Origin of the sequence: Streptomyces tricolor (assembly GCF_002155905.1) — a bacterium.
In the GTDB taxonomy this organism is placed as follows: Bacteria; Actinomycetota; Actinomycetes; order Streptomycetales; family Streptomycetaceae; genus Streptomyces; species Streptomyces tricolor.
The window spans coordinates 1-14,572 of sequence record NZ_MUMF01000098.1; the positions used below are offsets into that span (position 1 = coordinate 1).

12 protein-coding genes and 2 pseudogenes are annotated in these 14,572 nt (G+C 75.6%); 10 read left to right on the plus strand and 4 right to left on the minus strand.

Going from position 1 to position 14,572, the window contains the following annotated elements:
* Positions 1-448 precede the first annotated feature (448 nt).
* Positions 449-625: a hypothetical protein gene (locus CCN44_RS44950; protein WP_167403954.1), complete on the minus strand. Its 177-nt coding sequence runs from the start codon at positions 623-625 to the stop codon at positions 449-451.
* 347 nt (positions 626-972) lie between these two features.
* Here CCN44_RS44950 and CCN44_RS08155 point away from each other — a divergent pair, with 347 nt between their 5' ends.
* From CCN44_RS08155 to CCN44_RS08165, 3 genes are read left to right on the plus strand one after another with little or no spacing between them, the layout of a single operon-like run.
* Positions 973-1,812 (plus strand): SDR family NAD(P)-dependent oxidoreductase, encoded by an 840-nt coding sequence (locus CCN44_RS08155; protein ID WP_059254697.1) that lies wholly within the window; start codon positions 973-975, stop codon positions 1,810-1,812.
* A gap of 5 nt (positions 1,813-1,817) precedes the next feature.
* Complete coding sequence (locus CCN44_RS08160; protein WP_059246807.1) at positions 1,818-2,741, plus strand: DMT family transporter; 924 nt, start codon at positions 1,818-1,820, stop codon at positions 2,739-2,741.
* Between the two features lie 7 nt (positions 2,742-2,748).
* Positions 2,749-3,510, plus strand: coding sequence for a polysaccharide deacetylase family protein (locus CCN44_RS08165; protein ID WP_086697234.1), 762 nt, complete (start codon positions 2,749-2,751; stop codon positions 3,508-3,510).
* A 57-nt stretch (positions 3,511-3,567) separates the two neighbouring features.
* Here the strand turns inward: CCN44_RS08165 and CCN44_RS08170 are convergent, their stop codons facing one another.
* Positions 3,568-4,677, minus strand: coding sequence for an MGDG synthase family glycosyltransferase (locus tag CCN44_RS08170; protein ID WP_086697235.1), 1,110 nt, complete (start codon positions 4,675-4,677; stop codon positions 3,568-3,570).
* Positions 4,678-4,868: 191 nt separating this feature from the next.
* Here CCN44_RS08170 and CCN44_RS08175 point away from each other — a divergent pair, with 191 nt between their 5' ends.
* The 7 genes and pseudogenes from CCN44_RS08175 (at position 4,869) to CCN44_RS47345 (ending at position 11,668) form a co-directional block, all read left to right on the plus strand.
* Positions 4,869-5,696: a ribonuclease BN gene (locus CCN44_RS08175; RefSeq protein ID WP_411292783.1), complete on the plus strand. Its 828-nt coding sequence runs from the start codon at positions 4,869-4,871 to the stop codon at positions 5,694-5,696.
* A 210-nt stretch (positions 5,697-5,906) separates the two neighbouring features.
* A complete protein-coding gene (locus CCN44_RS08180; RefSeq protein WP_086697237.1) occupies positions 5,907-6,284 on the plus strand; it encodes a hypothetical protein in 378 nt (125 codons plus the stop codon).
* Positions 6,281-7,936 (plus strand): MFS transporter, encoded by a 1,656-nt coding sequence (locus CCN44_RS08185; RefSeq protein ID WP_086697238.1) that lies wholly within the window; start codon positions 6,281-6,283, stop codon positions 7,934-7,936. Before CCN44_RS08180 ends, CCN44_RS08185 begins: the two co-directional genes overlap by 4 nt.
* Positions 7,937-8,282: 346 nt before the next feature.
* A complete protein-coding gene (locus CCN44_RS08190) occupies positions 8,283-9,008 on the plus strand; it encodes an alpha/beta fold hydrolase (RefSeq protein WP_086697239.1) in 726 nt (241 codons plus the stop codon).
* Positions 9,009-9,083: 75 nt separating this feature from the next.
* A pseudogene (locus CCN44_RS08195) lies at positions 9,084-9,930 on the plus strand (alpha/beta fold hydrolase).
* Between the two features lie 180 nt (positions 9,931-10,110).
* Positions 10,111-10,611, plus strand: a complete 501-nt coding sequence (locus CCN44_RS08200; RefSeq protein WP_059246815.1) for a MaoC family dehydratase — start codon at positions 10,111-10,113, stop codon at positions 10,609-10,611.
* 145 nt (positions 10,612-10,756) lie between these two features.
* Positions 10,757-11,668, plus strand: a complete 912-nt coding sequence (locus tag CCN44_RS47345; RefSeq protein ID WP_086697240.1) for a TIGR04222 domain-containing membrane protein — start codon at positions 10,757-10,759, stop codon at positions 11,666-11,668.
* Positions 11,669-11,737: 69 nt separating this feature from the next.
* Here CCN44_RS47345 and CCN44_RS08210 read toward each other — a convergent pair whose 3' ends face one another.
* Together CCN44_RS08210 and CCN44_RS44330 are read right to left on the minus strand one after the other, a co-directional pair.
* The gene (locus CCN44_RS08210) at positions 11,738-12,904 is read right to left on the minus strand and encodes a serine hydrolase domain-containing protein (RefSeq protein ID WP_086697241.1); all 1,167 of its coding nucleotides are present in this window, start codon (positions 12,902-12,904) and stop codon (positions 11,738-11,740) included.
* A 138-nt stretch (positions 12,905-13,042) separates the two neighbouring features.
* Positions 13,043-14,572: pseudogene (locus tag CCN44_RS44330) on the minus strand (AfsR/SARP family transcriptional regulator); the annotation flags it as partial.

Consider the following 14,572-nt stretch of genomic DNA (forward strand, 5'->3'; position numbering starts at 1 on the left):
CCGCGGCCCGCCCTCCGCCGCGGTCATCGCGTACCTGCGCGGCGGAGAGCGGGCCGCGGGCCGGGGGCAGCAGGGGTCCTCGATGATGGTCCATGGGGCTCGGGTACCCGGCCCGCAGGAAAGCACCAGTGATCAGCTGCACGCTGAAGAGGGCCACCGGACGCCGAAGAGGCCACCGGACCCCTCCGACACCGAGGCGCCGGCCGGGGTCGTCGTCGAGCAGCTGCGCGAGTGGGAGGGCGACGCCTGGCCGGCGGGGGCGTCACCGGCAACGGGGGCGGCGCCCACCATGTGGACCTCCTGGCGCCTGGGCCCCGGTCCCGGCCCGGACCATCTGGAGGAGGAGCGGGCCGGGACCGGTCCCGCCGCACCGGCCGGTCCATGGCCGCGGACCTGCACGGGGTGGTCCGGGCGCCGGGCACCCCCTGGGCGCGCCGCCCGGCTGACCTCAGTCGCCCTTCGCCTGCTCCTGCGCCCCGGTGTTCGGGGTGATCGCGTCCCCGGCCTCGCCCGAACGGTCCGCGGCGGCCTTCTCCTCGTCGCGCTTCTCGGCCTCCTCGACCTCCCGGAGCACCTCCTCCAGGGCCGACTCCTGCCGGTCCTCGTGGTCGTTCCCGCCCGGCATGACGTCTCCTTCCGCCGTTGTGGTGATCTGCCCTGCGAGTTACCCGCCCACGCGGTCTCAAGCGCTCCGCCGGACGGGCGAGGGGCCGCCGCCGTGTCCCTGCGGCCGAGCCGCCGGCCCGCCGCAGCGCGGTGACGGTCGCAAGGCCACGCCCGCGTCCCCGGCCGCGCCGGTGGCCCTGGGGTGCTGTCAGTGGAACGGCAACGTTTGTCCATGCGCGGGCTCGGGTCCCTGCCCCGTGCTCGCCGTGCGCGGCGTTTCAGTGTGTGGCGCCCTGGATACACCGCGAAGGTTCGGCCCCGGAGTCCGCGAGCCCGTGCACATGCCGTCGCAGTGAGGTCGTCACCATGTCCCATGCCCCGTCCCCCGCAGGACCGTCGAACGACACCCGGCCGGTCGCGGCCACGGCCGGCGAGGCGGTCACCGTCCCGCGCCCCGGCCGCGGCGGCACCGCGCTGGTGACGGGTGCCTCCTCCGGCATCGGCGCGGCCGTGGCCCGCCGGCTGGCCGCCGAGGGCGGCTGGCGGCTGGCCCTGAACGGACGCGACGTCACCCGGCTGGAGCAGGTGGCCGCCCAGACCGGTGCGCTCCCCCTCCCGGCCGACCTGGCCCGGCCCGGCGCCGACCACCGGCTCACCGGCCTCGCCCTGGACCACCTCGGCCGGCTCGACCTGCTCGTGGCGGGCGCCGGCGTGGGCTGGGCCGGGGACTTCACCGGCATGCCCGCTGCGCGCATCGACGAGATCGTCGGCGTCGACCTGCTGGCCACCGTGCACCTGGTACGAACCGTGCTGCCCCACATGGTCGCCGCCGGATCCGGACGCGTCGTGCTCATCGGATCCCTCGCCGGCAGCGTGGGCGTGCGCGGCGAAGCCGTCTACTCCGCCGCCAAGGCCGCCGTGGCCACCTTCGCCGACTGCCTGCGCTACGAGCTGCGCGGCACCGGAGTCGGCGTCACCCACGTCGTCCCCGGCGTGGTCGACACCCCCTTCTTCGACCGGCGGGGCACCCCCTACACGCGCTCCTGGCCCCGGCCCGTCCCCGTCGAGCGCGTCGCGGACGCGGTGTGCGCCGCCGTCCTGCACGACCGGGACGAGGTGTACGTCCCCGGGTGGCTGCGGCTGCCCGCGCGGGTGCGCGGGGCCGCGCCCGGGCTCTACCGGCGGCTCGCCGCCCGCTTCGGGTGACCGCCATGACCGGCCTCACGGTGGTGCTCGCCCTGCTCGCCGCCCTGTCCAACGCGGCGGCCTCGGTGCTCCAGCGCCGCGCCGCCGTCCAGGAACCGGAGCGGGCCGGCACGGCGGAGCCCCGCGTGCGCCGGTACACCCGGCTGCTGCGGCGCCCCTCCTGGCTGGCGGGCGCCGGAATGCTGGCGCTGTCCAGCCTGCTCCAGGCCGGGGCGCTGGCCGTGGGCAGCCTGTCGCTGGTCCAGCCGCTGCTCGCCGCCGAGCTGCTGTTCACGCTGGCCGTGGGCGGTCTCGTCTTCCGGCGCCGCCCCGACGGCCGGACCTGGCTGGCCTTCGTCGCCCTCGCCGGCGGGCTCGCCCTGTTCCTCCTGGCGGCCTCGCCGTCCCCCGGCCGGCCCACCGCGCCGCCGGAGGACTGGCTGCTCGGCGGCGGCGGGACGCTCGGCGCCGTCGTCCTGCTCATGGTCGTCGCACGCCCCACCCGGGGCGCCTCCCGGGCCGCGCTGCTCGGTCTCGCCTCCGCCGTGTGCTTCGCCCTGACCGCGGCGCTGCTCAAGGAGGCCGTGGGGCGGCTCGGGCAGGGCCCCGCGGCGATGTTCGGGCACTGGGCGCTGTACGCCACGGGGGCCGCCGGGCTCGTCGCCTTCCTGCTGCTGCAAGGCGCGCTCGGCGCGGGCTCGCTGACCGCCTCCCAGCCCGCCCTCACCCTCGGCGACGCCCTCACCAGCGTCGTACTCGGCTGGGTGCTGTTCGCCGAGTCGATCCGTCTGGGCCTGAGCCTGCTGCCGGAGGCGATCGGCGTCGCCCTGATCGGCGCGGGCAGCATCGGCCTGGCGCACGCTCCGTCCGTCGGCGGGGAATGGGACACCACCGACCCGCGGGCGCAGCCCGGATCCGCCGCCGCGCTGCCCCGCACCCCGAGGAGGTAGGCCACCGATGCCCCCCGTGTCCGGCCGCGCCCTGCGGACGGCCGCCGTCCTGCTGCCGGCCGGTCTCGCCGCGGCCCACATCGGCCCGGCGGCCACCTGGCTCCCGGGTGTACGGCTGCTGCTCTTCCCCGGGCTCGCGGGCACCGGCCGCCGCCGGCACATCGCGCTCACCTTCGACGACGGACCGGACCCGGCGTCCACCCCGCGCTTCCTCGACGCGCTGGACGCGCTCGGGGCGCGGGCCACCTTCTTCGTGCTCGGCGAGCACGTGGTCCGCCACCCCGAGCTGGTCCGGGAGACGGTACGGCGCGGGCACGAGCTGGGAGTGCACGGCTGGACCCACGACCGGCCCTGGCGGCCCGCGTTCGCCCGCGACGCCGAAGAAGTCGCCCGGACCGTCCGCACGGTGCACGACCTCACCGGTCACCGCCCGCGGTGGTACCGCCCGCCGTACGGCATCCTCACCACCAGCCGCTGGCGGGCCGCCCGGCGGGCCGGGCTGCGGACGGTGCTGTGGTCGGCGTGGGGCCGGGACTGGACGGCCGACGCCACGCCGGCGTCCGTACGCGCCCGGATCGCCGCGGACCTGCGCGGCGGCGGCACCGTCCTGCTCCACGACTCCGACCGCCACTCCGCCCCCGACTGCTGGCACACGGCCCTGGCCGCCCTGCCGGCCATCGTCCAGGACTGCCGCACGGCGGGCCTGACGGTCGGCCCCCTGCGCGACCACGGCCCGGGCCCGGTCCGGGGCCGGAGCACCGGCGGGTAGGCGGCGCGGCCGGCCCGACCGCTCACAGGTCCGCCATCCGTCCGTCATCCCGCCCGCTCACAGGTCCGTCACGCAGTCCAGCGCGTCCCGTCGGAACAGGGCACGGCCGCGGGTCACGCGGATCCGGCGCTGCGCGGTGCCCTCCCGGAGGCGGGCGAGCGCCGCCAGCAGGGCGGGGCCGGTCGGGGCCAGTTCGGACAGGCCGAGGTCGGCCATGCGGCGTACGCCGTCCGCGCCGTGGCCGGGCAGCGGGCGGTGGCCGATCACCGGCAGGCCCGTGGCGAGGGCCTGGACGGCGGTCTGGCCCGCCGCGTTGTCCACCAGCGCGTAGCACGCGGCCAGCAGGCCGGGCATGTCGTCGACCCAGCCCAGGGGGAGCGCCGCCGGTTCCCGGGCGAGCTGGGCGAGGAGCCGCTCGTTGCGGCCGCACAGCACCACCGGCAGGTAGCCGCCCGCCGCCAGCAGCCGCGCGGTGGCGGCCGGGCGGGACGCCGCGCCCCAGGCACCGGCGGACAGCAGCACCGGGGGCCGGCCGGGCGCCCGCCCGGCGAACCGCTCCCGCCACCGGGCCGCCCCGGGCACCGGCGCCCGGAAGGCCGGCGCGACCACCGGGCCGGTGGTGACCACCGGCACGGCGAGGAACCGGCGCACCTCCTCCGCCGCCGCGTCCGTGAGACACAGATACCGGTCGTTGCCCGGATGCAGCCACTGCCGGTGCACCGCGAAGTCGAGCAGGAAGACGACGCTCGGCACCCGCAGCCCGCCCCGCTCCCGCAGATGGCCGGTCAGCTGCGCCGCCAGGTGGAACACCGGCACCACCACGTCAACGCGCAGCCGGTCCACCAGCTCCGTCAGCCGGTCCCCGGCGAGCCGGGCCAGCGGGACCCCGCTCGGCCGCCGGCCGGGCCCGCCGCGCAGGAACGCGCCGTAGACACCGGCGTACACCCAGGGCAGATGCCGCACCGACGCCTGGTAGCCGCGGCGCAGCCCCGGGCCCAGGCCGTACGGCAGCAGCCGCAGCACGTCGACGACGTGGACCTGGTGGCCCCGGGCCGCGGCCCGGCGGGCCAGTTCCGCGGCCACGGTGTCGTGACCGGCTCCCATGCTCGCGCTCACGATCAGCGTTCGCCGCCGGCCGCCCGGCGCGTGGTGGTCGGTGGTAGGCACGGCGTCCGATTCTCCGCCGACGCGGGCCGCAAACGGCGGACGCGCCGACCGTGTCGCCGTGCGGGACGGTCACTCGTGCGCAGCAGCGCGACCGCACCGGTGCCCGCCCTCGGGCTGCGAGCCGCCCGCTGCGTGCCAGGCTGGATGCACCGGCACCGCGGAGCGTGCGGGCGGCGAGCGCGGGAGGAGCATTGAGGCGGTTGCGGCGCGGCCTGCACAGCGCGTGGGTCTGGCTGCGCCTGCGGGCCCTGTTCGACCGCGGCCGCGAGCTGGAGCTGATGCACCGGGCCATGGGATTCGCCACCCTGGCCCTGGTGACGCTGGCGCCGCTGCTGATCGTGGTCGCCGCGGCCGACCCCCTGGTGCGGGGCGGCTTCGCCTCCTGGCTCACCGACGGCATGGGGCTGTCCGGCCGGTCCGCCCACGTGCTCACCGACATCATCAGCCCCCCGCGCAAGGTCATCGGCACCACCAGCGCCTTCGGTGGCATCCTGCTCGCCGTGTTCGGCGTGTCCTTCGGCGGCAGCGTGCAGAACGCCTACGAGCGGATCTGGGGCCTGGCCTCCGGGCCCTGGCACCGGGTGTGGCGGCAGGCGACCTGGCTGGTGGTGCTGATGGCGTACCTGTACCAGGAGGCGGCGACCAAGTCGGCGCTGCACGGGACGGTACGGATCGTGCTGTCCATGGTGAGCGGCGTCCTTTTCTTCTGGTGGGGGCAGCGCTTCCTGCTCGGCGGCCAGGTGCACTGGCGCTCGCTGCTGCCCGGCGCGGTGGCCACGGTCCTGGGCCTGGTCGGCCTGCGTGCCTTCTCCTACCTCGTCTTCACCCCGCTCATCGTCGACAACGCCCTGAGCTACGGCGCCGTCGGCACCGTCCTCGTCGTCGAGTCCTGGCTCATCGGCGTCGGGTACGTCATCTACGGCGGCGCCATGTTCGGCCGCTGGTTCACCGAGCACCACTGGATGCCGTCCCACCACCACGAGGAGCCGGCCGGGACGGACGGCGACGGGCTCTCCTGAGGCCGTCCCTCCGGCCGACGCCGTGCCCGGACGAGCGGAGCGGGCCGGTGCCCGGTGCGGCAGGTCGTGCGCTCTCGGACAGATGCCGGTGCGCTGACCACGAACCGGGCCGGCACGGCCCCCCATAACGTGACGGCGAAACAGCCGCAGCGCGGTCTCGCACGCGCGCCGTGCCGGTATCCGCCGGCCCGTCACCCGAAAGGCATACCCATGGCCGACACCGCCCAGGTCACCGCGGCCACCGCGGCCCCGGCGCTCCGGGCCGCCGGTACGGTGCGCGCCGTCGCGGTCGCGCACGGGGAAAGCCCCGGCCCGGTGGAACACCGTCTCCTCGCGGTGCCGGGGACCGCCACGGGGCTCCGGAACACGGTCGCCCGGTGCCTCGGCGGTCCGGACCCTGCCACGGCCGTCCTGCCCCCGGCGGCGGCCCCGACCGGACCGGGAGCGGAGGCCGCACCGGTCGGCGCGGCGGCCGCCGGGCCCGGCCGGCGGATCCGGTCGGTCCCGGCCGCGGCACCGCTCACGGCGCCCGCAGCCACCGCCCGCCGCCATCGGGCCGCCGCCGACGGGACGAGGCCACGCTCGTGAACCCGGCGGAGAACTCGGCGTGGGCGCCGTTCGCGGCGCGTGTCTTCCGCGCGCTGTGGATCGCGCAACTGGTGTCCAACACCGGCACCTGGATGCAGACGGTCGGTGCCCAGTGGCTGCTCGTGGGGCACGATGCCGCCCTGGTGACGCTCGTGCAGACGGCCTCCAGCCTCCCGGTCGTCCTGCTCGCGCTGCCCTCCGGTGTGCTGGCCGACCGCTACGACCGCCGCGGGGTGCTCCTGGCCGCCCAGTTCGCCATGCTCGCCGTCTCCGCCGCGCTCGCCGCACTCGCGTTCCGGGGCGCGCTCGACCCGGGCCTCCTGCTCGGCCTCACCTTCCTGCTGGGCTGCGGCACCGCCCTGATGGGCCCGGCTTGGCAGGCGCTCCAGCCGGAACTGGTGGAGCGCGAGCAACTGGGGCAGGCGGCGGCGCTGGGGGCCGTGAACATGAACCTGGCCCGCGCCGTGGGTCCGGCTCTCGGCGGCGTGGTGGTCGCCGCCATGGGCGCGGGCTGGGTCTTCGCCTTCAACGCCCTGTCGTATCTGGGCATCGCGGCCGTGCTGCTGCTGTGGCGCCGCCCGGTGACGCCACGGCCCACCGCCCGCGGCGAAGGGCTTCTCGCAGCCGTGCAGGCCGGCCGGCGCTATGTCCGGCACGCTCCCGGCGTCCGCCGGGTCCTGCTGCGCACGGCCGCCTTCGTCCCCGGCGGAGCCGCCCTGTGGTCGCTGCTTCCCCTCGTCGCGAGCCGCTCCCTGGGACTCGGCTCGGACGGGTACGGGGTCCTGCTCGGTGTCGTGGGTGCCGGTGCGGTGAGCGGGGCCTTCGCGCTGCCCCTGATCCGCCGGGGGCTGGGCGCCAACGGCACCCTTGCCGCGGGGGCGGCGGTCTTCGCCGGGACGCTGGTGGTGCTGGCCATCACCCGGTCCCCCTGGCTCGCGGCGGTCGCACTGCTGCCCGCGGGGCTGGCCTGGATCGGTGTGCTGTCCACCCTCAACGCCGCCGTGCAGCAGCGGTTGCCCGGCTGGGTGAGGGGGCGGGGGCTCGCCGTCTATCTGGTGGTGTTCCAGGGCGGACAGGCGTTGACCGCACCGGTGTGGGGAGCGCTGGCCGACGGGCTGGGGCTGACCGTCACTCTGCTGATCGGCGCCGGGCTGCTGGTCGTCGGCGCGCTGAGCGTGCGCCGATGGCCGCTGCGCAGCGCGGAGGGGCTCGACCCGAGTCCCTCCGACCACTGGCCGGTTCCGCCCTTGGTGTTCGACCCCGGGCCGGCGGACGGCCCGGTCCTCGTCTCCGTCACGTACCGGATCGCTCCGGAGAACTGGGCGGCCTTCACCGGGCGCATGCGGCACGTGGCACGTTCCCGGCACCGCACGGGAGCTTTGACCTGGGGCCTCTTCCAGGACGGCGGGGATCCCGACCGGTTCATCGAGAACTATGTGGTGGCTTCCTGGGCGGAGCACCTCGCCCAGCACCACAGCCGGCTCACGGCCGGCGACCGGCGTCACGAGGAGCAGGCCCGCGCACTGCTCGTGGCAGGCACCACGCCCGAGGTGACCCACGCCTTCTACGCCGCCGCCGGGCCGGTGGTGACCGCGGGGGAGCGGGACACGGAGCGGATCCGGACGAACGACTCGTCGGGCCGCGGAGCGTGAAGACGTCTCCGACGCCGAGGGGCGCCGCCGCGAAGGTCCGCTGGGGGAGCGTGGCCGGCGCCGTGCCCCGACGCCTGCCACCCCGTCTCCCGGGGGAACGACACGCAGGGCGAGGCCCTCACCGTTCCCGGCCGGCCGCCCGCAGCAGCTCCACCTGACTGCCCGGAACGGCTGACCCGTACCCCGGGCACGGACAGGCCACAAGCAGGGCGCTGACGGACAAAAACACCCCGCCCGCCGGTTCTAAGGTCCCTCACGTACCAGCGGCATCCCGCTCACCGCCGGCCGCCTCGGCCGGCAGGCCGTCCCGTGCACTGACCACGACACCCCGAAAGGGAGTACTCCCATGTCCCGTCCCGCCAAGCCGACCGTCGTCCTCGTGCACGGCGCGTTCGCCGACGCCTCCAGCTACGCCCAGGTGGTCCCGCGGCTGATCGCCCGCGGTCTGGACGTGGTCGCCCCGGCCGTGCCCAACCGCAGCCTGATCGGCGACGCCGCGTACGTCGCCTCGATCGTCCGTCAGATCCCCGGTCCCGTCGTGCTGGTGGGCCACTCCTACGGCGGAGCCGTCATCACGGTCGCCGGTACCGAGGACAACGTGAAGGCACTGGTCTACCTGGCGGGTTACGCCCTGGAGGAGGGCGAGAGCCTCGGTGAACTCCAGGGCCGCTTCCCGGACTCCGACCTTGCCGCCGCACTCGTCCGCACGCCCTTCCCCGTCGAGGGCTCGACCGAGAACGGCACCGACGTGTCGGTCCGGCCCGACAAGTTCCCGGCCGTCTTCGCCGCCGACGTCGACGTCCGTCTCGCCGAGGTCCTCGCCGTCTCCCAACGCCCTCTCGCGGCACAGGCGTTCGCCGACGCCGCGCCGGCCGCCGCCTGGCGGACCACGCCCTCCTGGGGACTGGTCGCCTCGTCCGACCGCACCATCAACCCGGACGTGGAGCGCTACGGCTACCAGCGGGCCGGCATGACCACCGTCGAGGTCGACTCCTCCCACCTGGTGATGCTCTCCCACCCCCAGCGCGTCGTCGACCTGATCGAGGAAGCCGTCCGGGCCGTCTCCGCCTGAGACACCGGCTGCCTGCCACACCCGTCCGGCCGTGCCGGCACGGCCCCCTCCCACCCCCTTCGCAGAGAGCGACCGATGAACTCACCGATCTCACGCCGTACCGTGACCGCGTCCCTCCTGGCCGGCGCCGCCGCGCTGGGCACCTCGGGCACCGCCCGCTCCGCACCCGGCTCACTACCCGCACGGACCGCACGGGCGCCCGGGCACACCCACCGTGGTCCTGATCCACGGCGCGTTCGCCGACGCCTCCAGTTGGAGCGGGGTGGTCGAGCGCCTCCAGCGGCACGGCCACCGCGTGCTGGCGCCGGCCCTGCCCCTGCGCGGACTGGCGAGCGACGCCGCCTACATCCGCAGTGTCCTGGACAGCGTCACCGGGCCGGTCGTGCTGGTGGGGCACTCCTACGGCGGAGCGGTCATCAGCCAGGCCGCGGCCGACACCCCGCACGTCAGGGCCCTGGTCTACGTCGCCGCCTTCGTACCCGAGGTCGGGGAGAGCGCGCTCCAGCTCACCGACACGTTCCCCGGCAGCACCCTGGGGCAGGCCACCGTCACCCAGTACTACCCGCTGCCCGGCGGCGGACAGGGCGAGGAACTGATCATCAAGAAGGACCTGTTCCGCCGGCAGTTCGCGGCCGGTGTGCCCGTCCGGACCGCACAGGTCATGGCCGCGGGGCAGCGGCCGATCACCCTCGCCGCGCTCCAGGAACCCGCCACCGCCGCCGCCTGGAAGACGATCCCCAGCTGGTACCTCGTGGCGACCGAGGACCGCAACATCCCGCCGGCCGCCGAGCGGTGGATGGCCGAGCGCGCCGGCGCCCGCACGGTTGCCGTCCGGGCCCCGCACGCGGTGTCCGTGAGCGACCCCGGACCCGTCACCGACCTGATCCTGAGGGCCGTTCGCACGGTTCGCTCCGGACACTGACCAGGGCCGGTCACTCGTTCCCGCGTCCGACGACGGGCATCGCCCCCGGGGACGTGGAGCCCCGCGACCGTGACCGGGTCCCCGACGCGGGGGCGTCCGGCACGCCCGGACGCCCCCGCGGAACGACCACGTCCGTTGCCCGGCCCGGACGACACCCCACCCCCACGAGAGGACAACCCGATGGCACAGCCCCGCACCGCACCGGTGACACCGGAGGCGTTCGACCCCGAGACCTTCCACGTCGTGCCGGCCAGGACGTTCGAGGACCTGCGGGTCGGCGAGGTCTTCCGGGCGCCCAGCCGCACCCTGACGGACGCCCACGCCGCGGCTTTCCAGACCGTCTCCGCGGACAACCACCCGGTGCACTACGACGCGGAATGGGCCCGCAGGCACGGCCATCCGGCACCGGTGGTGCACGGCTTGCAGGTGCTCGCCTTCACCGCCCCCGGCGCCACCCTGTTCCCGCACTTCATCGGCGACGTGTTCATCAGCTTCCTCGAACTCTCCTGCGCCTTCCTGGCCGAAGTGCACTCCGGGGACACGCTGTACCCGGCACTCACCATCACGGGGCTGGAGCCCCGGGGCGACGACGGAGTCGTCACCACGGCCGCCACCCTCCACAACCAGCGCGGCGAACTCGTGCTGTCCGGTCAGCACAAGTACCTGCTGCGGCGCCGGTGACCTCGGCAGAGACGAGACGCACCGCATCGTCCTGACGGGCGTCCGCATCCCCGAAACGCAACGGGGGTTCCCCGCCGGTGAGCTTGTCGATCTGCCGCTGTGGGGACAACCACCTTGAGCAGACGGGGGATACGGGGGGTCGGTCATGCTGGACCAAGGGGTCGGTCTCGCGGCGCTGGTCCTGACGGCGGGCGCGATCGGGTATCGGCTCGTCGTCGCGGTGCGGATCGCGGTGATGCTGAGGGCGGATGTGACGGTCCGCGAGGACCTGTCCGCCGAGGAGCTGGCCTTCCTGGCGGGTGGACCGCGCCGGGCCGTGGTGACGGTGCTGTTCCGGATGGCGGGGCAGGGCCGTCTGTCCGTGGCCGAGGACGGCACGGTCACCGTCCGGGACGGCGGGTACGCGCCGGACGCGGCGGCCGGTATCGAGAAGGCACTGGTCGTGGCGGCGGGCGTCTCCCGCAGCGAACGCGCCGGCAAGCTGGTCGCCGAGGCCGCGGCGAGCCGCGCGGTGCGGTCCGTCGGTGAACGCCTCCAGGCGGAGGGGCTGCTGATCGCTCCCTCCCTGAGGCGCGGACAGTTCCGTGCGCGCCGCCTGCTGTGGTGGGCGGCGGCCCTGGCGCCGGCGCTGACCGTGTGGGACCTCACCGCCGGTACCCGTGAGCGCTGGTGGGCCGGTGTGGCGCTGTCCGCGCTCGCGACCGCCACGGCCACGCTGGTCAAGCCGGCCCAGGACCGGGCGCCCTACCGCGTCCGGTCCCTGCTCGACACGCTGCGCGCCGAGCCGGACCGCCCGGCCCCCTGGCGCCCGCCGGGCGCCCTGACCGCTCTCGCCGTCACCCCGGTCGGCGCGGTCGCCCTCGGCGGGCTGGCCGCCTCCCGGGAGCCGGTGCTCGGGGCGTTGATCACCCCGGAGACCTGGCGGGCCGGGGACCCGGCCCACGGCGGCGACTCCGGCGGCGGGTGGGGCACCTCCGCGGACTGGGGCTCGTGCGGGTATGCCGGCGGGTGCGGCGCAGGCGGCGGCGGTGGTGGCTGCGGAAGCGCGGGGGCGTGAGCGGCCGGACGACACGCACGCCCCCCTGCTGCCCCGGTCCTGATGCGTGGCCCGGGGCACACCCCGCTGCTACGGCCTCCCGATGGGCGGGATGCCGAACTGCGCCTCGACGGCCCTGAACACCACCTCCCAGCCCTTGGCCTCGGTGTTCGTGTGCACGGCGATCGTCTGCTCGCCGTCGGCGGTGCCGACGACGACGAGATGGGACCCCTGCATGCTGCCGGCCAGGCCGCGCAGCCGCAGTCCGCCGGTCACCGCCTCGTCCAGCTCGAACACGCCGAGGCCGTACCGGGAATGCGGCATCCAGTGGCCGCCCTCGGTGGAGACCGTGGTCCACATCGCGCGGTGCTGCGCGTCCGGCAGCAGACGGCCGGTGGCGAGCGCCTCGAACGCCCGGATCATTTCGCCGGTCGTGGAGACGACGTTGCCCGCGGACCAGGCCCAGGAGGTGTTGAACTCGGTGGTGTCGAGGGGAGGCTGGCCGGGCTCCTCCAGCATCGACTGCCAGTTCTCCACGGTCATGTCCGCGGGGTCGGCACCGTCCTTCAGGAACAGGCCCGTGTACGCCCTCGGGTGCGGCTCCGGGTAGCCGATGTCCTCGGGGGGACGCACATAGGTGTGCGTCAGGCCGAGAGGCTGGGCGACGGCGCGCGCGACCTCCTCCGCGTAGCTGTTGCCGGTGACCTTCTCGATGACCAGGCCGGCGAGGTGGAAACCGCCGTTGGAGTAGGCGAAGGCCGCTCCGGGTGCGTGCAGCGGGGGCTGGGAGACCGCGAGCCTCACCAGTTCGTCCGTGGTCCAGATGTCGTAGCGGTGCGCGGCGAACGCGGAGCGGGTGGCGTAGCGGCGGGACAGCTCCGGTGCGAGTCCGGTGATGAACAGCCCGCTGGTGTTGTTGAGCAGATGCCTCAGGGTGATCCTGTTGCCGTCGTAGCCGTTGACGTTCAGCACGCCGGGCAGCCACTTCTCCACCGGATCGTCGATGCTCAGCCTGCCCTCGGCCTCCAGCCGCAGCACCGCGGCCGCCGTGAACGCCTTCCCCGCGCTGCCGACATGCAGGTGCTCGCCCTCCTGGCGCGGGCGGCCGGACTCCCTGTCGGCCACCCCCGCGGAGCCGAACCAGGTTCCGTTCGCGTCGCGGACCTCGGCGACGATGCCGGGCACGCCCAGCTCCGCCACCGCCCGGTCGAGCATCCGCTGGAGCTTCTCACGCCCGGTGCTTGTGGAGTTCGTCATGTCGCTCTCCTCCTCGCGGGCGCGGCCGGGCCCCCTGCCGGGACTCCGCCGCCGGCCCGCTTCTCGGTACGGGGACGACGGTGCCGACCGGCGCTGAGACAGCTCTGATCGTGTGCTGACAGACCGGACGTCCCGCTGTCAGGAGCCGTCGGCCATCCGGCGCAGGCGGTCGAGCGCCTCCTGCCGCGGCATGGCGGCGCCCCGGCCGTACGCGGCGGAATACCTCGCGCGGCCCAGCCGACGCACGAGCCGGGCGGCGAGCTCCCGCAGCTCCGGGTCGCCGTCGTCGAAGGCACCACGGATGACCTCGCTCATGCCGAGCGCGGTGGCCGCGCCGGCCGGATCCCCCTCCGCCAGCAACAGCCCGGCCAGATGCTGGGCGGCCGGCGCGGCATCCCGGTGCGCGAAGGCCGCACGGACGGCTCCGGGCAGCAACGCGCGCGCCCGTACGGCATCGCCGGCCGTGAGCAGGTTCGCCACCCGGGCCGGCGCGACCCAGTCCTGCACGGCCTCCTCGGACAGGGACGCCTCCCGGCCGAGCGCCTCCATCCGGTCCAGCTGGAGATCGGCCCGGTCCGGCTGTCCGGCGCGGCGGTACCAGTCGGCCCGGCAGACCAGAGCCGCGAGCCGGGCGAGGTCGTCCCCGCGGTCCCGCGCCGCCTGCTCGGCCTCGTCGATGTCGTGCCGGGCGCCCGCCAGGTCGCCGCCGCGCATCCGTTCGGTGGCGAGCCCGAGCCGGGCCTGCACCTCGTCCCGGGGTACGAGGGCGAGTCCGCGCCGATAGGCGGCGACCGCCTCCTGATGCCTGCCCTGGACGGAGCGGACCCGCGCCACACCCGCCAGTGCCATCGCCGTGCACACGCCGTCGCCCGCCGCCTCGAACTCGCGCAGGGCGCCGGCCGTCGCCCCCGCCAGGCCCTCCCAGTCACCGCGTTCGTGCCGCTCGAAGGCCTCCACGAGGAACGTACAGCCCACGGCCCACCGGTCCGCGCGCCCGCGCACCTCCCCGAGCAGGGGTCGCACCACATCGTCCAGACCGAGCAGAGACCCCATCGGAAGCGTCAGCAGGAGCAGCATCGGATAGCGCTCCAAGGCCCCGGTGCGGGCGCAGTCCTCGATCACGGCACGGGCCCGTTCGGCGTCGGGTGCCGGGTCGCCGTCGCCGGCCAGGAGGTCGATCGCGGTGAAGGCGGCCCGTGCGTCCTCGGGCAGCGCGTCGCCCAGCCCGCAGACCTCGGCCACCAGGGCCTCGGCGCGTGCGTCGTAGCGCAGCGCGGTCCAGTACCAGTACAGCGGAGCGAGCAGCCGGGCCGCCGCGTCCGCGTCCCGTCCCTCGACGGCGGCCCGCAGCGCGCACACCAGGTTGTCGTACTCGGCTGCGAAGAGCGCGAACGATTCCTGCTGCCGGGCGGAGCGCAGCAGCGGCTCGTGCGCGTGGGCCACGTCGGCGAAGTGACGGACCAGGCGGGCCCGGACCGCTTCCCGCTCGCCCGCCTCGGCCAGCCGCCGCGCCGCGTACGCCCGCACGGTCTCCAGCATCCGGTAGCCGTCGCCGACCTGTTCCACGAACGACTTGTCGACCAGCGAACCGAGCACATAGGCGGCGTCCGCGGCCGGCAGCGTCCCGCCCGAACAGACCGCCTCGACGGCGTCGGCCCCGGCCGGGGC

Bases quoted from the DNA above. Each gene is read 5' to 3' on its own strand.
- CCN44_RS44950 (WP_167403954.1), bottom strand. From the start codon at position 625: ATGCCGGGCGGGAACGACCACGAGGACCGGCAGGAGTCGGCCCTGGAG.
- CCN44_RS08155 (WP_059254697.1), top strand. From the start codon at position 973: ATGTCCCATGCCCCGTCCCCCGCAGGACCGTCGAACGACACCCGGCCG.
- CCN44_RS08160 (WP_059246807.1), top strand. From the start codon at position 1,818: ATGACCGGCCTCACGGTGGTGCTCGCCCTGCTCGCCGCCCTGTCCAAC.
- CCN44_RS08165 (WP_086697234.1), top strand. From the start codon at position 2,749: ATGCCCCCCGTGTCCGGCCGCGCCCTGCGGACGGCCGCCGTCCTGCTG.
- CCN44_RS08180 (WP_086697237.1), top strand. From the start codon at position 5,907: ATGGCCGACACCGCCCAGGTCACCGCGGCCACCGCGGCCCCGGCGCTC.
- CCN44_RS08190 (WP_086697239.1), top strand. From the start codon at position 8,283: ATGTCCCGTCCCGCCAAGCCGACCGTCGTCCTCGTGCACGGCGCGTTC.
- CCN44_RS08200 (WP_059246815.1), top strand. From the start codon at position 10,111: ATGGCACAGCCCCGCACCGCACCGGTGACACCGGAGGCGTTCGACCCC.
- CCN44_RS47345 (WP_086697240.1), top strand. From the start codon at position 10,757: ATGCTGGACCAAGGGGTCGGTCTCGCGGCGCTGGTCCTGACGGCGGGC.
- CCN44_RS08210 (WP_086697241.1), bottom strand. From the start codon at position 12,904: ATGACGAACTCCACAAGCACCGGGCGTGAGAAGCTCCAGCGGATGCTC.